The organism is Flavobacterium aquatile LMG 4008 = ATCC 11947 (assembly GCF_000757385.1).
Lineage (GTDB): Bacteria > Bacteroidota > Bacteroidia > Flavobacteriales > Flavobacteriaceae > Flavobacterium > Flavobacterium aquatile.
In genome coordinates this window covers 125048-149752 of the sequence record NZ_JRHH01000005.1, presented here as the reverse complement: position 1 = coordinate 149752, position 24705 = coordinate 125048, and the positions used below count along the sequence as shown (strand labels likewise).

General features: G+C 32.2%; 20 protein-coding genes. 4 read left to right on the top strand and 16 right to left on the bottom strand.

Annotation, left to right across the window (positions count from 1 at the left end; translation table 11 throughout):
* Positions 1 to 37 precede the first annotated feature (37 nt).
* From LG45_RS12550 to LG45_RS12540, 3 genes are all read right to left on the bottom strand, one after another.
* A complete protein-coding gene (locus tag LG45_RS12550) occupies positions 38 to 553 on the bottom strand; it encodes a PAS domain-containing protein (protein WP_035127676.1) in 516 nt (171 codons plus the stop codon).
* An 81-nt stretch (positions 554 to 634) separates the two neighbouring features.
* A complete protein-coding gene (dinB, locus tag LG45_RS12545; protein WP_035127673.1) occupies positions 635 to 1717 on the bottom strand; it encodes a DNA polymerase IV in 1083 nt (360 codons plus the stop codon).
* 7 nt (positions 1718 to 1724) lie between these two features.
* A complete protein-coding gene (locus LG45_RS12540; RefSeq protein WP_035127670.1) occupies positions 1725 to 3752 on the bottom strand; it encodes a recombinase in 2028 nt (675 codons plus the stop codon).
* Between the two features lie 90 nt (positions 3753 to 3842).
* On the opposite strand from LG45_RS12540, the gene LG45_RS12535 reads away from it, so the two are divergent.
* A complete protein-coding gene (locus LG45_RS12535) occupies positions 3843 to 4310 on the top strand; it encodes a CYTH domain-containing protein (protein WP_035127668.1) in 468 nt (155 codons plus the stop codon).
* On the opposite strand, the gene LG45_RS12530 is transcribed toward LG45_RS12535, so the two are convergent.
* The 13 genes from LG45_RS12530 to uvrC form a co-directional block, all read right to left on the bottom strand.
* Entirely contained in the window at positions 4311 to 4820 is a 510-nt protein-coding gene (locus tag LG45_RS12530) for a septal ring lytic transglycosylase RlpA family protein (protein ID WP_035128410.1), read from the bottom strand.
* Positions 4821 to 4957: 137 nt separating this feature from the next.
* Positions 4958 to 5383, bottom strand: coding sequence for a hypothetical protein (locus LG45_RS12525; RefSeq protein WP_035127666.1), 426 nt, complete (start codon positions 5381 to 5383; stop codon positions 4958 to 4960).
* 106 nt (positions 5384 to 5489) lie between these two features.
* Positions 5490 to 8408 carry a TonB-dependent receptor gene (locus LG45_RS12520; protein WP_035128408.1) on the bottom strand — a complete coding sequence of 973 codons (2919 nt, stop codon included), beginning with the start codon at positions 8406 to 8408 and terminating at the stop codon, positions 5490 to 5492.
* Positions 8409 to 8619: 211 nt separating this feature from the next.
* Complete coding sequence (gene pgi / locus LG45_RS12515; protein ID WP_035127664.1) at positions 8620 to 10263, bottom strand: glucose-6-phosphate isomerase; 1644 nt, start codon at positions 10261 to 10263, stop codon at positions 8620 to 8622.
* Between the two features lie 135 nt (positions 10264 to 10398).
* On the bottom strand, positions 10399 to 11619 hold the full coding sequence (locus tag LG45_RS12510; protein ID WP_035127662.1) for a peptidoglycan DD-metalloendopeptidase family protein: 1221 nt from the start codon (positions 11617 to 11619) through the stop codon (positions 10399 to 10401).
* Between the two features lie 18 nt (positions 11620 to 11637).
* Positions 11638 to 12564, bottom strand: coding sequence for a tryptophan 2,3-dioxygenase family protein (locus LG45_RS12505; protein WP_035127661.1), 927 nt, complete (start codon positions 12562 to 12564; stop codon positions 11638 to 11640).
* Entirely contained in the window at positions 12561 to 13337 is a 777-nt protein-coding gene (locus LG45_RS12500) for a DUF3108 domain-containing protein (RefSeq protein ID WP_035127659.1), read from the bottom strand. Before LG45_RS12500 ends, LG45_RS12505 begins: the two co-directional genes overlap by 4 nt.
* 296 nt (positions 13338 to 13633) lie before the next feature.
* Positions 13634 to 14794 carry a 4-hydroxyphenylpyruvate dioxygenase gene (gene hppD, locus LG45_RS12495; protein WP_035127658.1) on the bottom strand — a complete coding sequence of 387 codons (1161 nt, stop codon included), beginning with the start codon at positions 14792 to 14794 and terminating at the stop codon, positions 13634 to 13636.
* Between the two features lie 15 nt (positions 14795 to 14809).
* On the bottom strand, positions 14810 to 15253 hold the full coding sequence (locus LG45_RS12490; RefSeq protein ID WP_131494664.1) for a CCC motif membrane protein: 444 nt from the start codon (positions 15251 to 15253) through the stop codon (positions 14810 to 14812).
* Positions 15254 to 15277: 24 nt separating this feature from the next.
* Positions 15278 to 16435 carry a homogentisate 1,2-dioxygenase gene (locus tag LG45_RS12485; protein WP_035127650.1) on the bottom strand — a complete coding sequence of 386 codons (1158 nt, stop codon included), beginning with the start codon at positions 16433 to 16435 and terminating at the stop codon, positions 15278 to 15280.
* A 261-nt stretch (positions 16436 to 16696) separates the two neighbouring features.
* Positions 16697 to 18139 carry an amino acid permease gene (locus LG45_RS12480; RefSeq protein ID WP_035127647.1) on the bottom strand — a complete coding sequence of 481 codons (1443 nt, stop codon included), beginning with the start codon at positions 18137 to 18139 and terminating at the stop codon, positions 16697 to 16699.
* A 90-nt stretch (positions 18140 to 18229) separates the two neighbouring features.
* Entirely contained in the window at positions 18230 to 20503 is a 2274-nt protein-coding gene (locus LG45_RS12475; protein WP_089046949.1) for a patatin-like phospholipase family protein, read from the bottom strand.
* A 79-nt stretch (positions 20504 to 20582) separates the two neighbouring features.
* On the bottom strand, positions 20583 to 22382 hold the full coding sequence (uvrC, locus tag LG45_RS12470) for an excinuclease ABC subunit UvrC (protein WP_035127643.1): 1800 nt from the start codon (positions 22380 to 22382) through the stop codon (positions 20583 to 20585).
* Positions 22383 to 22614: 232 nt separating this feature from the next.
* Here uvrC and LG45_RS12465 point away from each other — a divergent pair, with 232 nt between their 5' ends.
* From LG45_RS12465 to LG45_RS12455, 3 genes are all read left to right on the top strand, one after another.
* Positions 22615 to 23850 carry a pyridoxal-dependent decarboxylase gene (locus tag LG45_RS12465; RefSeq protein ID WP_035128406.1) on the top strand — a complete coding sequence of 412 codons (1236 nt, stop codon included), beginning with the start codon at positions 22615 to 22617 and terminating at the stop codon, positions 23848 to 23850.
* On the top strand, positions 23843 to 24067 hold the full coding sequence (locus LG45_RS12460) for a hypothetical protein (protein ID WP_052087586.1): 225 nt from the start codon (positions 23843 to 23845) through the stop codon (positions 24065 to 24067). The genes LG45_RS12465 and LG45_RS12460 overlap by 8 nt, the downstream gene beginning before the upstream one ends.
* A gap of 148 nt (positions 24068 to 24215) precedes the next feature.
* Entirely contained in the window at positions 24216 to 24692 is a 477-nt protein-coding gene (locus LG45_RS12455; protein ID WP_035127639.1) for a hypothetical protein, read from the top strand.
* Positions 24693 to 24705 lie beyond the last annotated feature (13 nt).

Here is a 24705-nt window from a genome sequence, read left to right as displayed (position 1 = left end):
ATAAGTCAATGATTATTTTTGGTATTTTAAACTTCTTTTAAGCAGCGATTTTCTCAAATGCTATGAAGTTAGTCAGTTTGCCTTTTGTGTTAAAGACAGGATAACCTTTAATGTGACATTTGTAGATAGAACCGTCTTTACAATAATTAATAATTACTTTATCAAATGGTTTTTGTTCTTTAACTGCAATACTAATTTCTCTTGAAATCTTATCGTTAGTAAGTTTTCCTTGGAACATTTTTGGTGAATTTCCAATAACTTCTTCGGGAACATAACCGTTCATTTCTATAATATTTTTTGAAGCGAAAACTATTTTTAAATTGGCATCTGTAACAACAATTACCGTATCGTCTTGCAATTGTTCGTTAAAAGACCAAGTAGTTTTCCATTTATTTTGTGCGACTATCGTTTCTAATAAACTTGTATCACCAACCGAATTTCTAATTTTACCAAAAAATGAAGTGTAAAAACTCCAAGAGTTTAATGGTAAACTCATCAAAGTCATATTGTTATGATATCTTGCAATTGCCTTTTCATATTCTTTAAATTCCATAATTCTAAAATTTGAAGCAAATATATAAGGATTTCTCTAAGTGTTTCATTTACAGCTAAAGTTTAACTTTTGTTGAAGTGATTAAAACTCAAATCGCAATTGCACAACCACTGTTTTCTTGACTTCAGTATTTAAATTATTTAAGGAAATACCTAAAAGTCTAACCGATTCTTTCATTCGTTCTTGATACAATAATTCTTTTGCAGTTTCAAACAGCAGTCCTTTATCGGCAATGAAATACGGCAAGGTTTTACTTCTAGTTTGGGTTGTAAAATCGCTGTATTTTATTTTTAAAGTAACCGTTTTCCCAGATATATTGTAGCGTTTTAATCTGTTTTCAAGTTCCGATGCTATTCGTTCTAGTTTGTCTAACATAAAAATTTCGGACGTCAAATTTTCGTTAAACGTATGTTCGGCCGCAACCGATTTAGAAACTCTATTAGGTTTTACTTCGCTGTAATGATTTCCTCGAACGATATTGTAGTAAAATCCGCCACTTTTTCCAAAATGTTGTTCTAGATATTCTTTAGTTTTTGATTTCAAATCTTTTCCAGTGAAAATGCCGTGTTGGTACATTTTCTCTTTGGTAACTTTTCCAATTCCGTAGAATTTTTTGATGTCTAATTGTTCTAAAAAAGCTTCAACTTCGTTAGGATTAACTGTTTTTTGTCCGTTGGGTTTGTTATAATCAGAGGCAATTTTGGCAACAAATTTATTGACCGAAATTCCAGCCGATGCTGTTAATCCAACTTCATTAAAAATTCGTTGTCTGATTTCTTGAGCGATTAAAGTCGCACTCGGATTTCCTTTTTTGTTTTGAGTTACATCAAGATAGGCTTCATCGAGCGAAAGTGGTTCAACTAAATCGGTGTAATCGAGGAATATTTTTCTAATTTGTTTCGAAATTTCCTTGTAGCGATCAAATCTTGGTCGGACAAATATCAAATCGGGACAATTTTTTGCTGCTTGAACACCGCTCATCGCACTTCTTACGCCAAATTTTCGAGCTTCATAACTTGCTGCAGAAACTACTCCACGAATTTCACTTCCGCCAACCGCAAGTGGCTTTCCTTTAAGTTCAGGATTGTCCATTTGCTCAACCGAAGCATAAAAAGCATCCATATCTACATGAATTATTTTTCGATAAACAACCTCGGTTTCCATAATGCAATTACTTGTCTTTAACAGGAAAGAAAAATGATGTTGGATGTGACTTAAAATAGAACCAAATTGATTTTGTAAGTAATGCAAACTCCGATATTGGAATATTTCTAGATCTAAAAGCCAAACCTAAAGATAATAAAAAACTAACTATAAAATTCATAAATCCAATAATTCCGATGCCAAGAATGGCCCAGAAAATTGTCCATCCGGTAACGAAAAAGTTCTGACCGTATAATCCTAAAGCAAAGTTTCCGCTGGCAAAAGTAATGTGTCGAATGTCTAAATTTAATCCGAGAAACAATCCCAAAGAAGCCGTACTTCCAAGAAAAACTCCAAACCAACCGTTGGAAACAACTCCAGCCCAATTTCTTTCGAACCAATTGGCGATTGCAGTGGTTTTCTTTTTGCCAAAACTCATTTTAAGAATTGGATGTTCCTGAATTCTATAAAACAATTGATTATGCTTACTTTTATTAGAAACATTTCCAGAAATAATTCCGGATAAAAAGAGGAATACTCCAGCAATTGAAGCATGAAAAATCGCAGCAGAACTAATTGGATTTAAATCATTTAATAATTTACCCGATTTTACGAAAGCAATGTTTACATCGAAAGTGATATCAACTAACCAAATTATCAACATAGAAACCGGAAAAGCGATAAAAACATTTCCAATGAAAGCGATAAATTGCGAACGAAACAACCGTGCAAATAATCGTGCAAATGAAATGTGTTTGTGTTCATGTTTATTTCTTTTTTTCATCCCAGATTCTAATGCCGAAGTTATTGTTGCGGCAGTCATTGCTGGCTGTTTTGTCGCTAATGTAAATCCAAGTAAATAAATAGCAATAAAGCCGAGCGCATAATTTAAACTGTATAAAACGGCGTGATTAAAATTACTAGTTTCAACCGATGACAATAGCAATTTAATTACACACAGAATTCCAACGATCAATCCGCCACCAGACGACGCTTTAAGCATAGAGAAATATTCGCTTTTAGATTCTGTAATATAATGTTCGCCTGTTTTTGCAGTATGTTGCGTTATCTCATAGGATAATAGTTGCGTGCTTTCGCCTATTAATTGTCGGACGTTATTTTTATAACAATTGAATTTTATTAGTTTTAATGCCAACTGAATAGAATTACTTCGTCTATCGTTTATATTATTTACAACCAAAAGTGGTATCAAAATTTTAAGTCGATGTAATTGTTGTCTAATTCGCAACAAACTTTGATTTACTCTTATTGAAATTCCAAATTTAGAGCTGTTGCTAAAAGCTTTGTCAACATATTCTTCGCACTGTTTGTGTAGCACTAAAACTTGTTTATAATGTTCATCGTCAGAATTTATGTGATGTGCTTCACCCAACTTTATGTCTGAAAAAATGGCATGTAATTCATTTTCAAATGCTACAAACGGACTTTCAAGTCCTTCGTACTCGGGCGTCATCATAAGAACTTCGGTATCCATGGCACGACCGCTCATTCTTTGCGAAAGCAATCCAATGGTATTCATTAATTCAGACAAAGGCGATTTTTCTGCTACAGACGAATGTAAATCGGTGAAGAATAATAAATCAAATAATGTGTCAAGTTCTATTAATGGTATTTTATTAATCCAAATAGTATCGGAACTTCGGTAAAAGACCTGATTTAAAACGAATTCTAACGTATCACTTTGTGGCTGAAAAGGTAAAAATTTGGCAATAATTCGCTTTTTAACTTCATAAATAAATTCTGGATTTTGAAGAATTCCTGCATCCGAAAGGAAATTACTAAATTTTCTATTTTGTAATAAATTGTAAATGTAATGTTGAAAAAGTAGTTTCTGATTGGGATTTTGTTCTAGAAAAAGAAGTAATTTTGAAATAGAAACAACAGCAACTTTTTTTGGATGTTTTGGTCTGAACAAATGAATTAAGTCTACCAAAAAGTAAAGTTCATCACCAGACGGAATAGCATTATTTGAAAAATAATTATCAAATAACTTTTCAAGCGACATGGGAACTTTAAATTTATGGCGTAAATTCATTTAGAGATTTTATTAATATTGTAAAAATACAATTTCAAAGTTAGAATTGTACTAACTTGCTCCTAAAATAACATCAAATTTTTATAAAAAATGATTGAAATAGAACGTAAATATTTAGTTACATCTTTAGATTTTAAAAACGACTATTTTGCAAAAAATGAAATTGCTCAAGGTTATTTATCATCTAATCCTGAACGAACTGTACGCATTAGAATAAAAGGAACTAAAGGCTATTTAACGATAAAAGGAATAGGAAATGAAAGTGGTATTTCTAGATTTGAATGGGAAAAAGAAATTGATGTTTTTGAAGCAAAACAGCTTTTAAAATTGTGCGAGAAAGGTGTAATTGAAAAAACGAGATATGAAGTAAAATCGGGAAATCATACCATTGAAATTGATGAATTTCATGGAGATAATAATGGATTAATTATTGCTGAGATCGAACTTGAAGACGAAAACGAATCTATAGAAAAGCCGCATTGGTTGGGAAATGAAGTAACCAATGATGAACGATATTATAATTCTTATATTAGTTTGAATCCTTTTAAATACTGGTAATTATTTTTGTAAAATTTCGAGCGTTACATTTACTTTTCCAGAATTTCTGTTTCCAGCGATTTCAAAAAAGGCCTTTTTAGAAAGGTCAATTTCTCTACCTTTTACAAATGGACCACGATCTGTAATTTCAACAAAAACTGATTTACCATTGGTTTCATTTGTAACTTTTACAATGGTTCCAAAGGGTAGTTTTTTGTGAGCAGCAGTTAATTTATTCATGTTGTAGACCTTACCGCTTGCCGTTCTTTTATTGTGAAATCTATCGGCATAATAAGATGCATGAGCGTTCTTTTTATAAGGTTTGAATTTTCCTTGATAGGCAATTACACTGTCTATTTGTTGATTCAAATCGGTTGTAAATTTTGATTTTTTAACCGTGTCTTGATTCTTTTTTACTTCTTGTTTATTCTTTGGTTCTTGTTTTTTTTCAATAGCACTATTTACAGTAAAGCTGTATGTAAAAAGCGCAATTATTGACATGACAAGAATACTTAATTTTGATTTTTGCATAATTAAAATTTTTTGCATTATCATTAAAACAAAGACTATGCCTTAATCGTTTTTATTTTGTAGAATTAGTTTAACCTACTTGAAATTAATTTAAAATCGCTAAAAAAAGTCCTTTTCAGGACTTACTTTTTATTTTTTTACAACCACAATTTCCACGGAATTCTTGCAAGAATTAGCACTAATCCTAGTCCGTAAAATACAGTTATTGATTTGAATTTAGCTTCGCTTGTAGCTAACTTTTTATGTCTAGACCAACCAACTGTAATTAAAACTATTGCAATTATATTTATAAGTGGATGTTCTAATGAAGTTAATCGTAAAGCGGCATCTTTCATGTTTCCTAAACTGGCTTTTCCAAGAGGAGAAACGAAGTATAAAATTAATCCAACGACAAGTTGAATATGTGTTGCGATTAATCCGAATAATGCTATTTTTCTATCTTTTGCAGTAAATTCTTTTTTAGAAGTCATTCCGATAAGCGAGTTAACAACAGCTACAACTAATAGTAAAAGAGCTAAATAGGCCCAACCCGAATGAAATTTTTGAATGAAGTTATAATCCATAGGAAATTTAATTTTTGTTTTAACAAATATAAGAAAAAGAATAAAAAAAACGGCATCCTTTTGTTAAGAATGCCGTTTTCAAATTATTTTTTAATTTGTGTTTATCTTAGAAGTTGTAGCTTAATGTGAAATTCCAAGTTCTACCAAATCCGAAGAAAACCTGATTTCTTGTGTCAACACCATCATAAACTCCTCTGTTTTGATAATCTTGATAAGTTGCATATTGAGTTGGACCATTACCTTTTAAGAAATTAGACGAACTAGTTTGACTTCCTGAAGGATTGATTAAACCATTTCCGGTATTTCCATCAAATTCTGCTTGAGTAGCTGCAAATTGATTAGTTCTAGATTCTGCAATATATGTTTTATCTAATACGTTATTGATGTTTAATCTAAAGTTAACTGAATTAGTATTATCTTTTCCTACCATCATTTTATATGAAAAACCAGCATCCATTAAACCGTATGAAGGTAATTCTAGTGATCCAGCTTTGTTCGCTGCTTCAGTTCTAAAATTTTCTGGAGAAATACTTGCATATAAATTATCAATATATCTATAGTTACCATCAATTTTTACATTTCTAACCACTTCTAAAGAAGCTCCAATACTTGCAGTTGTTTGAGCAGCATCACCAACTTTTAATCCATCTAAATATAATGTTTCTGTAAATACTTCACCAGAAGGATTTGTAATTACTTGACTATTTTCGTCTTGATAATTTGCAGTGACATCGCTACCATATTTCCAATTACCCATAGAAGCCATACCATTGATTGTTAAGATTCTCATTGGCTTGTATGTGAAATCTAATTCGAAACCAGTATGAACTTGCTCAATTCCAGATAAAAATGCTGAACCAGGAATTGTTGGTGTCGCATTGTTTAAGTCTTCATCAATATTAGCTGTAATTCTTAAGAATCTATCTTTCCAAGAAGTTCTGTAGAAGTTTAAGTTAGCATTAAATTTAGAAGAACGGAATCCGTAACCTGCTTCAAAACCAAGTATTTTTTCATTAGTTAAATTCTCATTAACAACAGATGCATTGTTTATGTAAACTGCATTAAAAAATGGTTGTTTAGAATAATAACCTGCATTTGCAAATACGTTATGATTTTTATTGATGTTGTAGTTAACACCACCTTTTACGTTTCCTCCAAGAATATTTTCAAAATCTGTAGAGTATAAAGGATCAGTTGTTAAATATTTAAAATAATCTTCTCTTTTAAATCCTTGTTGAGAAATTGCACCTTGGATGTAAGCTGTTAAGTTCTTTCTAGAGTACTCCAATTGTGTAAAAGCACCATACCAACTAACAACACCATCATTGTTATAGTTTATCTTTTGTTGGTAGTCTGTATTATAAAATGGGTTTCCATTTGGTTCAGCAGCATATTCAAAATTCACAAATCTACCCGGATTATTTACGTCTGTGTTATCAGCATAACCATCAGCACCAAGTAAATCATTCACGTTTTGGAAGTGAATTCCTCTGTAAGTTCTTGCGTCTATACCAAAGTCTAAAGTTAATTCTTGCGATAATTTTTTGTTTAAATTCATTACACCACCATACCAGTTGTGAGAATTAATTGATGATATTTGAGTAATACCATTAGTTGCATTGTTCGAAGAAGAACTTGAATTTTGATACAATCCACCAATCTGAGCTCTAGTGTAGCTTCCTGGTACTTGCGCTCCTGTTCCTGGGATTACAGTTACTTGTTGTCCTGAGTTCCATGCTTGAATTAAATCAACATTAATAGTTCCGTCTGGTTTTCTTAAGTTATCGCTAAAAAAACGATTTCCTCTTAGTGCTCCAGTACCATTTGTTCCTCCACCACGACCCCAAGATCCGTAAAGAACTGTAGATAATTTTGTAGTTTCGTTAATTTTCCAATCCCAGTTTAATGAAGCTACTGGTTTGTGGTAATAATTAGTTCTAAAACTGTATTCTTCACCATTTAAATAACCCCAATCTGAATTGTATTTAATATTTGGCTCACCACCAGTTCCATATTTTAAATATTGGTTTATTGTTGGTGCATTAGAACGTTGATCGTGAAATTGTGGAGCACCAGTAAAAGTTAATTGTACATCATGCTTTTTATTTATTTCATATCCAAGTGCAACAAAATAATTTCCTGCCTCAAATCCAGTTCCATCAACATAACCTTCACCACGAGTTTGGCTAAATAAAACAGAAGCCGATAAACCGTTTTTCATTTTTCCAGTAGAATATGAAGCTTGCGTTTTTAAGTAATCGTCATTTGCAAGACCAACAGAAATTTGCCCACCTTCTTTCATATCTGCAGTTCTAGTAATAATGTTAATTGTTCCTCCTACAGAAGAAATAGCTAACTTAGAAGAACCTAGACCTCTTTGTACTTGCATAGCAGAAGTTACATCTGATAAACCAGCCCAGTTGCTCCAAAAAACACGACTGTTTTCCATATCGTTTACAGGAACACCATTGATCATTACCGCGATATTCTCTTGTGCAAATCCACGAATATTAATTCTTGAATCACCAAAACCACCACCAGATTTAGTCGCATAAACTGAAGGAGTGTTTGCTAAAATTTCTGGAAACTCTAAATTTCCTAATTTTTGTTGAATTTCTGAAGCTCTAATAGTTGAAACGGCTACAGGAGTTTTTCTGTCTTTGGCAACGTCAATAACGCTACTTCTTACTACTACTTCATCCAATTCGTTAGAATCTGCCGTTAAAGTAATTGTTCCTAAATCTACAGTTTCACCGTTTTTTACAGAGAAGTTTACAGTCATTGATTTGTATCCTATAAAAGAAACAACAACTTGTCCTGTAGTTTGTGTAGTAGTTACTATAAATTTACCATCAATATCAGTAGAAGCGCCAGTTGACGAACCTTTTACAACTACATTTACTCCTGGTAAAGAACCTTTTAATTCATTATCTACAACAGTACCTCTAATTTTTCCTTGTGAGAACACAATAGATGTCATCATAAGAAGTAAAATTGAAAATAAATTGCCCTTAAAATTTTTCATGTTTTTGAGTGTTAAAATTTTTGACAAAATTCCAACTTTTATTGCCATGCAACGTTAAGAAAAAGTTAAGAAACCATTTTTTATTGAAGAATTCCTATTCAAACACAAGATGTTACCGTTTTATTAAATTATCATTAAATAATTGGCTAAAAAAATAAAAAAACTTCATTTTAACAGAAAAAACGAAGTCTTTTTATTTGCAGAAGTTATTCTATTTTCTTGTAAGATAATGGTTTAAAAGAAAATTTGTAGAGGAATCATGACTGCTAACTTCTTTAGAATTAATTTCTTCTAAAATTGAATTTGCTAATTGCTTCCCTAATTCGACACCCCACTGATCGTAACTAAAAATGTTCCAAATAATACCTTGAACGAAAATTTTATGTTCGTATAATGCTATTAAAGAACCAAGAGTTTCTGGTGTTAATTTTTCTATTAAAATTGTATTGGTTGGTTTGTTTCCTGTAAAAACTTTGAAAGGCAATAAATAATCGGCTTTTTCAGATGGAACTCCTTGTTTTTCAAATTCTGATTCTACTTGTTCTCCAGTTTTTCCGTTTAATAATGCTTCAGTTTGAGCAAAAAAGTTAGACATTAATTTATTATGATGGTCCTCGTTACCATATAATGGTTTTATATATCCAATAAAATCGGTTGGAATTAATTTTGTTCCTTGATGAATTAATTGAAAAAAAGCGTGTTGCGAATTGGTTCCTGGTTCACCCCAAATAATAGTTCCAGTTTGATAATTTACTGGTTTTCCGTCGCGACCTATACTTTTACCATTACTTTCCATGATTCCTTGTTGCAAATAAGGAGCTAATTTTTGCAAATATTGTGTATACGGAATTAAGGCTTCGCTTTCAGCGCCAAAGAAATTATTGTACCAAACACTTAGTAAAGCTAGAATTACTGGAATATTTTTATCGAATGTTTCATTTTCAAAATGGTTATCCATTTGATTAGCACCTTTTAATAATTTATCAAAATTATCAAACCCAACAGCTAAACTAACTGATAAACCAACCGCAGACCAAAGTGAAAATCGTCCGCCAACCCAATCCCACATTGGAAAAATATTGTTAGAATCAATTCCGAATTCGGTTACTTTTTTAATATTTGTAGAAACTGCTACAAAGTGTTTAGCAACATCTTCTTGTTTTGCCGATTTTAAAAACCAAGTTCTAATAGTTTCAGAATTGGTTAATGTTTCTTGCGTTGTAAACGTTTTTGAAACAATTACAAAAAGTGTGGTTTCAGGATTTATTTTTTTTATAACTTCATTTACATGATCGCCATCAATGTTAGAAACAAAGTGAACGTTTAAATGATTTTTATAATATTGCAACGCTTCAACGACCATTGCCGGACCCAAATCGGAACCACCAATACCAATATTTACGATATCTGTGAATGGTTTCCCTGTAAATCCTTTTAATTCTCCAGAAATTATTTGATTTGAAAAAGCTTTGATTTTATTTTTGACTTCATAAATCTCAGGCATTACATTTTTACCGTTGACTAAAATAGTTGCCGATTCTGGAGCACGTAAAGCAGTGTGAAGCACAGCGCGACTTTCCGTTTGATTAATGGCATCACCATCAAAGTATTTAGAAATTGCATCTTCAAGATTTACTTCTTCTGCTAATTGCAAAAGTAAATCTATTGTTTCTTGAGTAATGTTATTTTTTGAATAATCTACTAAAAAGTCATCCCATTGAATGTGAAATTTTTCTGCTCTTTTAGTATCATGCTGAAACATTTCCTTTATCGAATTGCTTTGCATTGACGAAAAGTGAATTTTCAGTTTATTCCATGCACTAGTTTCAGTAGGATTTGTATTTTGTAAGGCCATTTTTTTAAATTTTGAGCCACAAAATTAATCAAAAGAATGTAGAAATTACGTTCGATTCCTTGATTTTAGAATATAAAAAGTTACTTAAACGTTGTAGTTGGAGAACAAGTTTAAAATTAACAAGTTTAAGACAACTTATTTAAATTTAATATCAGCAACACTGTCTAACTCACGTTTTAATGGACGAATTTGCTCTTTAAATCGTGGTAAATTTCTTCCTTCCATAGGTTGCGAATTGGGCAATTTTAATCGAAGTGCATCAACCTGCACGCCATTTTTCCAGAAACGATAGCATACGTGTGGTCCCGATGCCAAACCTGTACTTCCTACTTTTCCAATAACATCGCCTTGCTTCACTCTTTGACCGCGACGCACAAGGATTTTAGACATGTGAAGGTATTGAGTAGAATAGGTTTTATCGTGTTTTATTTTAACAAAGTTTCCGTTTCCTGCAGTATACCCGGCTTGTTCTACAACTCCAGTTGCTGTTGTCATAATTGGCGTTCCAGTTGGCGCTGCATAATCAGTACCATTATGAGGTTTCCATCTTAATTGCACTGGATGAAATCTATTTTTAGTAAATTTCGAGGTAATATTTATAAATTTTAATGGCGCTTTTAGAAAGTAGTTTTTTAATGCTTTTCCGTTTTCATTGTAATAATCAGTTTTACTATTGCGTTCTTGTTGGAATGGAAACGCATATAATTTTTCGCCTTTATACTCGAAAAAAGCCGATCTCAAACTATCAATTCCATCATATAAAGTGTCATTAATGTATCTTTCGGTGAAACTTATGGCATATTTATCACCTTTTCTAAGTTTGAAGAAATCGATAGACCAAGCATAAACTTTCATCAATTTCTTTGCCAATGCTGCATCGACATTTTCCTTCTTTAACGTTGCTGCCAACGAACCTGAAATTTCACCAGCGACAGTTCTAATTTTAAAAGTAAGAGGTCTTGATTTTTTATATCCAATGATAGAATCAGTTAAATCTACCATGTGATATTCTAATCTGTTGGGTTGGTAAATTAAATATTGCAATTTATTGTACTTGTCTTTAGACCGTAGAGCTACGTAAGGCCTTTTAAAACGAACGCTTGTTGGAAAAGAATCTTTAACTATTTTAATAATTTCGGCAGCTTTTTTACCGTTGAGATTTTGCTTTTTTAAAATCCTTTCAAAAGTATCTTGATGTCCAATTGTGTCATAATGCACATTAAAATCATCATAGTTAAATCCGAAATCCACTACTGGTTTGTAGGGTTCAATATCTTCAATAACATATTCCTCTTGTGCTTTTTTACAAGAAACTAATGAAACTAAAACCAATAAAATAATTGCTATTTTCTTCAAAACAAGCTTTTTATTTCTTTAACAATCTTCTCCCCAATTTTTTAATTCGTCTTCACTCCAAAGTTCAGGAAAAAAGATACGTCTTTGGTATTTTGGATGCATATATTTTTTCCAATCGCTTCCGCCTGTAGCTTCTCCAGAACCTTGACCACTTTCGATATATTTTTTAGCGGCATTTAAATGACCCATTACCCAAGTTATATTTACCGTTTTATCGTAGTGACGCATGGCAGCAATTAAATCGGAATCTTGTTGATCTTCAATAGGTAATTGTTTGAATTTTTGCCAAATATTTATGGTATTGTATTCTTCCATATAACGTAAAAACTCTTGTTTGTATTTTCTTTCAAATTCTAAAATTAGAAATGATTTCGTTCCAGTTTTGTAATCTTTTCCCGCAGCTTGCCAATACAAATGTTCAAAAGCATGACTATATGGCGTATTTCTATCGATTGTTGCTCTAAAACGATAATCAATTAAGTTAATTAAATCGGTAGAAGCAAACTCAATTAATCTATATTGTGCACTTTGAAATCCGCTTGCTGGCGTTAATGTATTTCTAAATTTCATGTATTGATCTACTTCCATTCCGTCGCCCATGATATCGAATGAAGTGGTAAGCATGTTAAAATAACGGCTTATTCTTGACATTCGTTCTGCAAAAAATTTAGTTTCGGGTTTTTCGGTATGACACACTTGTTTTATTTCCCAAAGTATCATTTTAAATAACAATTCGTTGACTTGATGGTACATTATAAATACCATTTCATCTGGCAATGTAGTTCTTTGCGTTTGTAAATTTAAAAGCGCATCGGTCTGAATATAATCCCAATAGGTTATTGGCTTAGACCATAATAATCCTTCGAGATGCGTATTGGTATTTTGGTTAATTGCGTCAAATTTTTGTTCTAATTCTTCTATTAGTTGGTTTGTTTCTGGGTTCATTTTTTAACTTTTATTGTAAATGGATGGGCTAATCCTTTAAAAGAATCTAAATCGGCTTTTAAAGAACCAACTGCCAAACTTGCTTTTATTCGTACTGGAAGTTTATTATCGTCATCTGAAATCCAAACGGTAAGACTTTCTTGTTCTTTAAAAACTCTTCCCGATTGTACCAATGGTCTGAAAATCATACAAGGAATAGTTCCAAATTTAGTTTTCACATCTTCACGACCAATGAATTTCAGTTTAAATATTGTAGATTCATCATCAAAAAACATATCTACACTAATTGATTCTCCTACTTTTAACCTATCAATAGTAGGATGATTCCTCAAATAATAGAATGTAGAAACAATATCTTGAATGTTTTCTGACGTTGAAAATGTCTTCTCTGTTTTCTTTTTATAATCTTTTACCAAGATACTATTTTTACCTTGATTAAAAAAACCTTCTTGGTTTTTTGTATAGCCACCTTCATCAATTTTTCTAACATATTGATATGGTTTACCAGTGGTTTTATCAAAATAGGATTCATAAGTATCTTCTACTTTAAAAAACCATTTAGACATACCAGTTGTATATCCATGACCTATAGCATGATATACTTTTTTATTATTTCTTACAGCTTCTTTCACTTCAAGAGTTGCATAACCTGCGGTTACTAGGCCATAATGAATTCTGAATTTAAACCATTCACCAACATCAAAGGCTGAATCTTTTTGCGAATCAAAACTGACCGTTAAAAAAAGCAAAGCAAGCACTATAATCTTTTTCATATTAAACAATTTAAGCGATTTTATAACTATAATGCAATATTTGTTCCAAATGTACCAAAACAAAAAAACTCCGTCAAATATTGACGGAGTTTTTATGCTATTAACCAACCAAAAAATATAAATTATGAAAAACTTATATAAAAATTAAAGGAAACCACTCCTTTTCTTTTTTCTGAGTGCAAAGATACTATCGTTTTTGAATTATTCGTAATGAAAAATAAACTTTAACATTTATTTGACAAAAATGACGTTACTACAACGTTGTATTTTGCTGATTGTTTAATAAAATGTGAAAATTATAGCGTTCCTCTTAAAGCTTGTTCGCGTTCAATTGACTCAAAAAGCGCTTTAAAATTACCTGCGCCAAATCCTTTTGCACCCATTCTTTGAATTATTTCAAAAAATAAAGTTGGTCTATCTTGAACTGGTTTGGTAAATATTTGTAATAAATATCCGTCTTCATCAGCATCAACCATAATGGCTAATTTTTCGATTTCGTTGATATCTTCTTTCATCATTTCCATGTGAACACCTAATCTTTCTGGGATTGCTTGATAATAAGTTGATGGTGGCGCTGATAGAAATTCTACTCCACGAGCACGTAATTCTGAAACCGTTTTAATAATATCATCAGTTGCAATAGCAATATGCTGAATTCCTGGTCCGCCATAAAAATCTAAATATTCTTCAATTTGTGATTTTTTCTTTCCTTCGGCCGGTTCATTTATAGGAAATTTAATTCTTCCATTACCATTACTCATTACTTTACTCATTAAAGCAGAATATTCGGTATTGATTTGTTTATCGTCAAATGATAGGAAATTTACAAATCCCATTACATCTTCGTAGAATTTTACCCACGTATTCATTTCATTCCAACCTACATTTCCAACCATGTGATCGATGTATTTTAGACCAGTTGTTGTTGGGTTATAATCGGATTTCCATTCTTTGTAACCTGGTAAGAAAACACCATTGTAGTTTTTTCTCTCTACGAATATATGAACCGTTTCGCCATAAGTGTAAATTCCCGAGCGAACTACTTCACCAAATTCGTCTTTTTCTACTGTTGGTTCCATAAACGAACGTGCACCACGCTTCATGGTTTCTTCGTAAGCAGATGTCGCATCTTCTACCCAAAGTGCAGCAACTTTTACGCCATCACCATGTTTTTGAAGATGAGCATGAATTGGTGAATCTTGTGTTAATGGCGTTGTAAGTACGATTCTAATTTTGTCTTGCTTTAGCACATAACTTGCTTTGTCTTTCACTCCAGTTTCTAATCCGGCATAAGCTAAAGATTGATAACCAAAGGCTGTTTTGTAATAATGTGCTGATTGTTTTGCGTTTCCAACATAGAATTCTACGTAGTCTGTTCCTAAAAGCGGAAGGAAATCTTGTGCTCCTTCAAATATTTTTTCTAAGCCGTATTCGACTGATTTTACTTCTTTTAACATAATATTAAATTTTAATTATTCAATTTTTACCGAATCGATATAAACTGAATCTGATGCATTTATTGTTTCTTCTTCTATACTTTGATTGTATATTGTATCTTCTGTTTTATATTGTTGTTCTCTACCTTCTTGGTAAATTTCTTTAAACTTATCCGCGAAATTTACTTGATAAATTGCAAAAAATACCGCATAAATTATTATAAATAAAGCACTTAAAATAATTCCGATTAAGCAAACGATTTTTCCTGCGTAGACGTTTTTTCTACTTTGAATTGAAAAATTATCTGGATATTCATCAAATTCTTTTAAGCTTTTTACAGCAAAAACCAATCCTATAATACTCATCACTAATGCGATGACTGCAAAAATACCGCAGCAACATCCTAAAAATATAATCACTAAACTTACTATTCCTAGAATTAGAGAAGTTGGATCGGCAGCTAATTTATTATAACTCATTATTTAATTTTTGATTTAGTGTAGTTACTCGACCCACGATTTATAATACTTTCCATCATCAATTCCCATTGCTTCTTCGGTAACCATTAACGGACGAAACGTATCAACCATAACGGCTAATTCTAATGTTTCTTTGTGACCAATGCTACGCTCCATTGCACCTGGCGCTGGACCGTGAGGAATACCTTTTGGATGCAATGTGATGTGACCTTGCTCGATATTATTTCTTGACATAAAATCGCCATCTACGTAATATAAAACCTCATCAGAATCGATATTACTATGATTGTATGGAGCAGGAATTGCTTTAGGATGGTAATCGTATAACCTTGGACAGAACGAACAAACCACGAAAGTTGACGTTTCAAATGTTTGATGAACTGGTGGCGGTTGATGCACACGACCTGTAATTGGTTCGAAATTATGAATTGAAAAGGCATATGGAAAGTTGTATCCATCCCAACCAACAACATCAAAAGGATGTGTTGCATAAACTACTTCGTGCATCATTCCTTCTTTCTTTATTTTGATAGTGAAATCACCTTTTTCATCGTGCGTTTCAAGTTCGGTTGGCAATTTAAAATCGCGTTCACAAAATGGCGAATGTTCTAGAAGCTGACCCGATTCGTTTTTGTATCGTTTTGGTGTGTAAAAAGGTGCGAAAGATTCTACATAAAACAATCGGTTTTCTTCTGTATCAAATTGGATTTGGTAAATCATTCCACGTGGAATAATTAGATAATCTCCATATTCAAAATTAATGTTTCCCATCATCGTTCTTAATTTTCCGCTTCCTTTATGGATGAAGATCATTTCGTCGGCATCGGCATTTTTATAGAAATATTCTGTTAGGGAATTTTTTGGAGCAGCCAATCCAATGGTGCAATCTTTGTTTACAAGTAGTGCTTTTCTGCTGTCAAGAAAATCATTTTCGGGTTTTAATTCGAAACCTTTTAATAGCAATGATTTTATGTTTTTACCAATTGCAATTTTAGGTTCAACTGAATACGATTTGGTAATTTCTTTAACTTGAGTCGGACGATGAACATGGTATAATAGCGAAGAATGTCCGTGAAATCCTTCTGTCCCAAATAATTGTTCGTAGTATAGACCACCATTTGGTTTTTCAAATTGTATGTGGCGTTTTTGAGGAAAATCTCCTAATTTATGATATATAGGCATTTCTTTTTGTTTAAAAGTTTAAAGTTTAAAGTTTAAGCTGGCACTTAACTTTACTAACAATCAAAAAGAGTTATTCTCACTCAGGATTTCTCTTGATGAGGAATTTTAAATGTATTAATAAGTCATCCCATTTTTTCATTACTACAAATATCGGAAAAAATATTTTTTGAATGGTTTTTTTGAATATAATTTATAAAAAAAGAAAAAGCACTAAATTATACTGATGATAATTTAGTGCTTTTAACTATTTATAAAAAAAATTTATTTGTTTAATTTACTTCTGTTTTTACCATATATAAAATAGATAACAACTCCTAAAGCCATCCAAATAATCAATCTAAACCAGCTTTCTTGTGGTAACGAATACATTAAGTAAAAACACACAACAACACCTGCAATAGGAACGAACGGAACTAATGGTGTTCTAAAAGAACGTTTTGCATCTGGCATTTTTTTACGCATAATTAATATTCCAATACACACTAAAGAGAATGCCAATAATGTTCCAATACTTACCATGTGTCCTAAATCGCTTACTGGAACAAATCCTGCAAAAAGACTCACAAAACCTAAGAAAAACAAATTGGTTTTCCATGGAGTTCTATATTTTGAATGTATGTCACTAAAGAATTTTGGTAATAATCCGTCGTTACTCATAGAGTAAAACACTCTACTTTGTCCCATTAACATTACTAAAATAACTGATGTATAACCAGCAAGAATTGCAACGATTAAACCTGTTTGAAGAAAGTCATATCCTGTTACGGCAAAAGCTGTAGCAGCTGGTTTTGCATCTCCTGCAAATTTATAATAAGGAACAAGTCCAGTCATTACGTGAGCAAACAAAACATATAATATTGTACAAATTACTAAAGATCCTAAAATACCAATTGGCATTCCTTTTTGAGGATTTTTAGCTTCTTGCGCAGCAGTTGATACCGCATCAAAGCCAATAAAAGCAAAGAATACCGTTCCAGCTCCAGCGGCAATACCTGACCAACCAAACTGTCCTTTAACACCAGTGTTTTCTGGAATATACGGAGTATAATTAGCTGGATCAATAAAGCCCCAACCAATAACAATAAATAAAATTACAACAGCAACTTTTAAAACTACAAGAAAGTTATTCATTGAAGCTGATTCTTTTGTACCTCTTATAAGTAATAGAGAAAGTAAAGAAACTATAAAAATAGCTGGCAAATTGATAAAACCGCCGTCAATAACAGTTCCATCACTTAAAGTTAACTTTTCCCATGGAGAACACGTTAACTCGACGGGCAAATGAACACCAAATTTACTTAATAATTCTAGTAAATATCGCGACCAGCTTACACCAACAGTTGCAGCTCCAAGAGCATATTCTAGCACTAAATCCCAACCAATAATCCATGCCATAAACTCACCCATTGTAGCATATGAATAGGTATAAGCACTACCAGCAACAGGAATCATAGAAGCAAATTCTGCATAACATAAACCTGCAAATGCACAACCAACAGCTGCTAAAACAAATGATAAAGTTACCGCTGGACCAGCATGTTCTGCTGCAGCAATACCTGTTAATGAAAATAACCCAGCTCCAATGATTGCACCAATTCCTAAGGCAACTAAAGCTTTGGAAGATAATGTTCTTTTTAATCCTTTTTCATCTTCTGATGCTTCATCCATCAATACTGCTAATGACTTTCTTCTCCAAATCGACATAGTATGTAGTTTTTAGTTTTATTTGTTCAAATATACTTTTTTTGTTTAATATTTTTGCGAAAATAGAAAATTTCTACATTTTTTCACCATTTAAAACCAAAATCCTACACTTACCCAAGTATATCCTTTTGGTAATTCTGGCGACCATGAATATTTAACTTCTATAGGACCAAGGATGGTTTCAAGTCCGTACCCAATAGCATATCCTGTGTATTTTGGTGTAGAAAACCAGTTTCCAGTGCTGAACAATTTATTATCTACATTGGCTACATTGGCTGAAAAATTGACATGGTTTTTTTTATAAAATTCTACGTCTAAAGTTGCTGTAGATTTTATATAACTATCACCAGCAATACTTAAAAAATCGTAGCCATAGAAATGTTTAAAATTATTAATTGTATTATATCCGTAACCACCAAGAACAAAATCTAGAAAGGAAACCGATTCCTCACCAACAGAAAAACCTGCGTCTGTCTGCACTTTTACATTGAACTTCTTGTAGAATGTTTTTGTAAATTGGAAGTCACCTTTAACAATTGTAAACTCATTAAATTGATTAGTAAAATCGGATGAGTAAAGATAGGATTGTACATCTCCTTGAAAAAACCAACCCTTTTTGGGGAAATATTTATTGTCGAATGAATCATATTTTAAATATCCAAATGCACTTGCATAATTACTATCTTCAAATACTTGTGTTGTAGTTTCTAGTGTTTTTGATTTTATTTTAAGATGCTTAAATTCTAATCCAGAACCTATTAAAAATTTTTGCGCAAAAATGGTTTGAATATACGCCTGATTCGTAAAGTCAGAAAAATCTACATTTAAGGAATTAATTCCTAATTGATCAAATAATTGTCCATCGTTGAAATCGGTTGTAACATTTCTATTAAACGAATTATAGCGCGATTTAAATCCGAAGCTGAAATAAAATCCGTTATCAATGTAATAATCTAAATTGTATCTTACATTATCACCCAGACCGATGTCTAACGAGAATACATCATTTTTAAACAATGTTTTCTTTTGAGTAAAATTCACAAGAACAGCACTTTTATATAATCCGTCGTAATGCAATCCAAACTTTAAAAAGGTTTTGTTAGTGCTTTCGGTTAAAAAAACATTCAAATCGTCGCAACCGCTTACATTTTTATCTATCGAATAACTTATTCCGCTAAAGTTTTGTGTTGAATTTAATTTATTAATTCCGTCTCTTAAATCATTATACGTAATCGTTGAGCCTTGCTTGAAGCCTAATTTACCAATAACATAAGAACGGGTGTAATTTTTTAGATTTTTAATTGAAATATTATCTAGATATATACTATCATTTGTGAGTTTTTTATGTTGTAAAACAAAATCTTCTCCGCTTGATAATTTCTTTATTTGTTCATAAACTGCAAATGCCGCTTCTTCACCTTTTTTTATAATGTCTGCTCCTTCACTAAATGAAATTACTGTAAAATCTCTAATATCTGGCTTAATGTAAATATCAGTTTTTGAGATTTTCTTTTTCATGCTTTCAATCATTTGAAGATTGGAAATTTGAACTAAGATACGCGTAGCTTCTTTTAAAGAATTTCTGTCCTTTAAATCGTCTTGCACATCTACGCCAATAATAAAATCGGCACCCATTTTTCTTACTTCTTCTATCGGATAATTATTGGTTACGCCGCCATCGATAAGTATTCGTCCATCAATTTCTACTGGAGAAAATAGGGTTGGAAAAGCCGAACTTGCTAACAATGCTTGAGGTAAAAACCCATTTTTTAGAACTACTTCTTTTCCTGTTTCGATATCGGTAGCAATACACACAAACGGAATGGGAAGTTCTTCAAAGTTGTTGATGTTTCTCACCGAATTGGTAAGTTTTGAAAGTAAATTATAATTGTACATTCCTTTGGACAATGCAATAGGAACGCCAATGCTAAATTTATTAAACGGAAGCGAAATGGCATACATCTCGTCGTTGCGTTTTTCGTAAAAACTTTTGGATGTTCTTGGGATATAGTCTTGAATTAACTCGTCAAAATTGGTGTCTTGAAAGATAGAATCTATCTGACTGGCGTTGTAACCCGAAGCATACAAACCGCCAACAACTGCGCCCATACTAGTTCCGCCAATATAATCTATTTTAACTCCAGCTTGCTCTAATACTTTTAAAACACCAATATGTGCAAATCCTTTGGCTCCGCCACCGCTTAAAACTAGGCCAATTTTTGGACGTTTAATTGTGTCTTGAGAATAACTATTTTGAGTAAAAAGAGAAAAGATTATAGAAAATAGAATGTAGAATGTAGATTTTGTGTTGAAAACTGATTTTTGCAAAAGACGATTACTATTTAGCCCTGATTGCAACGGCATCCTTTTTTTGTAAAAAAAAGATAGAGTGGAAAGCAGGAAAATGGCTAACAGACAGAATATATACATTCGCTCACAAAATTTAGGGTTTGATCTCTTTGTAAAAGTCGGAAATTTTTTTGGCTTTTGAAAGTCCTACAATGTCAGAAATTTCTTTTTCGGAAGCTAATTTCAATCTTTTAACACTTTTAAAATGTTTTATTAACGTGAGCATGGTTTTTTCGCCGATACCCGGAATGGTTTCTATGGAAGAATTTAGTGCCGATTTGCTTCGTTTATCTCTGTGAAATGTGATTCCGAATCGGTGGGCTTCATTTCGCAATTGTTGGATAATTTTTAAGGTTTCCGATTTTTTATCTAAGTATAACGGAGCCGAATCTCCTGGATAAAATAATTCTTCTAGTCGTTTTGCAATACCAATAATAGCTATTTTGCCTCGTAAACCCAAGTCGTCTATGCTTTTCAATGCCGAAGACAATTGTCCTTTTCCACCGTCAATAATGATAAGTTGTGGCAACGGTTGGTTTTCGTCTAGCAGCCGTTTGTATCTTCTATAAACTACTTCTTCCATGGATGCGAAATCGTTTGGTCCTTCTACGGTTTTTATATTGAAATGTCGGTAATCTTTTTTAGATGGTTTTCCGTCTTTAAATACTACGCAAGCCGCCACAGGATTGGTTCCTTGAATGTTGGAGTTGTCAAAACATTCTATGTGTCGCGGTTCAACCGAGAGGCGTAAATCTTTTTGCATTTGCGCCATAATTCTAGTGGTATGTCGCTCTGGATCTACAATTTGAATTTGTTTTAATTGGTCCATTCGGTAATACTTTGCATTTCTTTCAGACAGTTCTAGAATTTGTTTTTTATCGCCCAATTGCGGAACTGTAATTTTTATTCTATCGCCAAAATCTAATGGAAAAGGCAAAATAATTTCTTTGGATGTTAGGCTAAATCGCTCGCGAAGTTCTACTACGGCTAATTCTAGCAGTTCTTCATCGGATTCATCTAGTTTCTTTTTAAGTTCTAGAGTGTAGGAACGAATGATGGCACCATGCGCAATTTGAAGGAAATTGACATACGCCATACTTTCGTCGGAAATGATTGAAAAAACATCGATGTTGGAAATTTTTGGATTCAAAATCGTAGAACGCGATTGGTAGTTTTGTAAAACATCTATCTTTTCTTTAATTTTTTGAGCTTCCTCAAATTCCATGTTGGCTGCAAATTGATTCATCTTGACCTTGAAGTCTTTCAAACTTTCTTTGAAATTTCCTTTTAATATTTCGCGGATGACATTAACGTGATTTTGATAATTTTCTGCCGATTCGTAGCCTTCGCATCCGCCTTTGCAATTGCCAATGTGGTATTCTAGACAGACTTTGAATTTGCCCGAATTGATGTTACTTGGCGACAAATCATAATTGCAAGTTCTAAGCGGATACAGTTCTTTTATTAAATCTAAAATTGTGTTCACGACCTTGAAATTGGTATAAGGACCAAAATATTCAGAGCCGTCTTTTACCATTCTGCGTGTGGGAAATATTCTAGGAAAAGGTTCTTTCTTGATGCATATCCACGGATAAGTTTTGTCGTCACGAAGCAAGACATTGTATCGTGGTTGTAGCTTTTTTATTAAATTATTTTCGAGTAAAAGTGCATCTTGTTCTGATGTAACAACGATGTGTTTTATAGTTACAATTTTCTTAACCAGCACATTTGTTTTTGCCGTATCGTGAATTTTATTAAAATAAGACGCTACTCGTTTCTTGAGATTTTTGGCTTTACCTACATATAGAATTTTTTCATCTTTATCATAATACTGATACACGCCAGGATTATTTGGCAAGGTTTGTATTTGAAGTTCTAAAGATGGATTGTTCATTGTCATTGCGAGGCACGAAGCAATCTCATTATAATTTGAAACTGCTTATTGATTTATTTTGATTTAATTATTTCACGGAGAATTGGCACAGAGAAAAAAAATTACTCTTTTTCTTCAAACAAATTTAACTTTAAATTCTTCACAAAACAAATTCCGAATGCCAATCTTTAAAACTAACAATTATCATGTTTTATATTAAGTGGTTGAAGTAGTTTTGGCGAAAATTATAGGTATGATATATTGGAAAAAACTCCCAAAAGAAGAACGTAAAAATAAGATTCAACAGGCTTTAAATGCGAATGTCAATTTTGCAAAAGATACCTCCTTGGGCTATCCAGCCTCAAAACTAGACGGAAAAGTATTTTATGATGCCGATTTTTTGAAAGACGCTCCAGTTTTACAGACTTTTGTTGCCAATCCAAATCATATTGGTTGCCATACTTTGGGCGATTCTGAAAGTGCTTTCAAAGGCACGCACGAGCTCGAAAAAGAGGTTTTGAATGTACTTGCTGTTGATGTTTTTAAAGCAAAACCAAACGAATTTGACGGTTATATTTCTCCTGGCGGAACAGAAGCTAATACTCAAGCTATTTGGATGTATCGCAACTTTTTCATTTATAAAAAGGAGGCAAAATTGGAAGAAATTGTGATTTTGGCTTCAGAAGATACTCATTATTCAATTCCGAAAGCGGCCAACTTGTTGCAATTGGATTGGTTGAAAATTCCAGTCTCTTTTGAAAACAGAGAAATTGACACCATTGCTTTAGAAAAAATTGTTCTTAAAGCTGTAGATAAAGGTAAAAAGTACTTCATTGTGGTTTCAAATATGGGAACAACGATGTTTGGTTCGGTTGACAATCCTGAAGATTATACTACTGTATTAGAAAAGTACAATTTAGATTACAAACTCCACATTGACGGCGCTTATGGTGGCTTTGTTTATCCGTTTAGTAATGAGAATTCTATAATAAACTTTAGTAATCCTAAAATCAGTTCAATTACTATTGATGCTCATAAAATGCTTCAAGCACCATATGGAACAGGAATTTTCATTTGCCGAAAAAACTTGATTGAAAACGTGTTGACCAAAGAAGCGCAATATGTTGAAGGAATGGATTTAACACTTTGCGGAAGTCGTTCTGGTGCCAATGCTATTGCGGTTTGGATGATTTTGTTTACTTATGGTCCACACAAATGGTTTGAAAAAATTAGCGTTTTGCAAATGAGAACGCAGTTTTTATGTAACGAATTGGATAAATTAGAAATTGAGTATTTCCGTGAACCGTACATGAATATTGTTACAATTCACTCCGAATTTATACCCAAAGAAATTGCTGAAAAGTATGATTTGGTTCCTGAAACGCACAATAATGAAAATAAATGGTATAAAATTGTACTCATGAATCACGTAGAAGTGCAACATTTGACTGTTTTTATAGACGAATTGAAGTCGTCTGTTTATGTTTAAAAAAGATTTAAGAAAAAAGTACAAAGCCTTACGCAACGAATTATCATTGGAAGAAATTGAAAGCAACAGTCTTGCCATTGCTAATAATTTACTTCCATTAGCTATTTGGGATAAGTTGTATTTTCATTTGAACTTTACTTTACAATTAAAATGGAATTTTAGACGTGATAAATTGATGAAAATCATTAATTTTTTAATGTATTTTATTAATTTATAATTAAATTTTATCTATATTTTAATGTTATTTATATAATTTTTAGTAAAATTCATTAATTTATCATTATTACTTATATATATTTTAATGATGTTCATCAATATTTTAATAAAAATTATCTATTTTTGGATATATATTAAAATTTAGAGTTATGCCAATAGACAATTTAGGGAATACCCATTTCAGCGATGAGCAAAAGGAAGGAATACAAGAAGCTTTGGCTCAGATTTTTGCCTTAACCGAAAGTTTGGCTGTGAATATTACAGCTAAAGAACGCAGTAAATATGGCAAAGTAGGCGAAAAAGGGAAACTGCTTATTGATAAAGTAAAGTCATATCACGAGTCGCAACCCAATTTGAAATCGCCAGAAGTAGATTGGGTAGAATTTGAAAACGATTATCAGGATAGGGTTTTCGTTAGCGGTATTTTGGCGCAACTACAATCGCTAGAAGAACGTGTTCTTTCTATAAAAATATTGCGCGATTATGATAATAAAACCAATGCTTTGCGCGATTATCAGTATGCTAAATATAAAAACCGATTTGCTTCTGAAGTTGGTTATGAAGGAAAAATAAACGAACTTAAAGTGTTTTTTCCTAAAACTGGAAAAACAAAAAAGAAGGACTAATACCGTTATATTT

Bases quoted from the DNA above. Each gene is read 5' to 3' on its own strand.
- LG45_RS12500 (WP_035127659.1), bottom strand. From the start codon at position 13,337: ATGAAAAAGATTATAGTGCTTGCTTTGCTTTTTTTAACGGTCAGTTTT.
- LG45_RS12455 (WP_035127639.1), top strand. From the start codon at position 24,216: ATGCCAATAGACAATTTAGGGAATACCCATTTCAGCGATGAGCAAAAG.
- pgi (WP_035127664.1), bottom strand. From the start codon at position 10,263: ATGGCCTTACAAAATACAAATCCTACTGAAACTAGTGCATGGAATAAA.
- LG45_RS12520 (WP_035128408.1), bottom strand. From the start codon at position 8,408: ATGAAAAATTTTAAGGGCAATTTATTTTCAATTTTACTTCTTATGATG.
- LG45_RS12480 (WP_035127647.1), bottom strand. From the start codon at position 18,139: ATGTCGATTTGGAGAAGAAAGTCATTAGCAGTATTGATGGATGAAGCA.
- LG45_RS12460 (WP_052087586.1), top strand. From the start codon at position 23,843: ATGTTTAAAAAAGATTTAAGAAAAAAGTACAAAGCCTTACGCAACGAA.
- dinB (WP_035127673.1), bottom strand. From the start codon at position 1,717: ATGGAAACCGAGGTTGTTTATCGAAAAATAATTCATGTAGATATGGAT.
- LG45_RS12530 (WP_035128410.1), bottom strand. From the start codon at position 4,820: ATGCAAAAATCAAAATTAAGTATTCTTGTCATGTCAATAATTGCGCTT.
- hppD (WP_035127658.1), bottom strand. From the start codon at position 14,794: ATGTTAAAAGAAGTAAAATCAGTCGAATACGGCTTAGAAAAAATATTT.
- LG45_RS12485 (WP_035127650.1), bottom strand. From the start codon at position 16,435: ATGCCTATATATCATAAATTAGGAGATTTTCCTCAAAAACGCCACATA.
- LG45_RS12540 (WP_035127670.1), bottom strand. From the start codon at position 3,752: ATGAATTTACGCCATAAATTTAAAGTTCCCATGTCGCTTGAAAAGTTA.
- LG45_RS12505 (WP_035127661.1), bottom strand. From the start codon at position 12,564: ATGAACCCAGAAACAAACCAACTAATAGAAGAATTAGAACAAAAATTT.
- LG45_RS12550 (WP_035127676.1), bottom strand. From the start codon at position 553: ATGGAATTTAAAGAATATGAAAAGGCAATTGCAAGATATCATAACAAT.
- LG45_RS12475 (WP_089046949.1), bottom strand. From the start codon at position 20,503: ATGCCGTTGCAATCAGGGCTAAATAGTAATCGTCTTTTGCAAAAATCA.
- LG45_RS12465 (WP_035128406.1), top strand. From the start codon at position 22,615: ATGATATATTGGAAAAAACTCCCAAAAGAAGAACGTAAAAATAAGATT.
- uvrC (WP_035127643.1), bottom strand. From the start codon at position 22,382: ATGAACAATCCATCTTTAGAACTTCAAATACAAACCTTGCCAAATAAT.
- LG45_RS12490 (WP_131494664.1), bottom strand. From the start codon at position 15,253: ATGAGTTATAATAAATTAGCTGCCGATCCAACTTCTCTAATTCTAGGA.
- LG45_RS12535 (WP_035127668.1), top strand. From the start codon at position 3,843: ATGATTGAAATAGAACGTAAATATTTAGTTACATCTTTAGATTTTAAA.
- LG45_RS12525 (WP_035127666.1), bottom strand. From the start codon at position 5,383: ATGGATTATAACTTCATTCAAAAATTTCATTCGGGTTGGGCCTATTTA.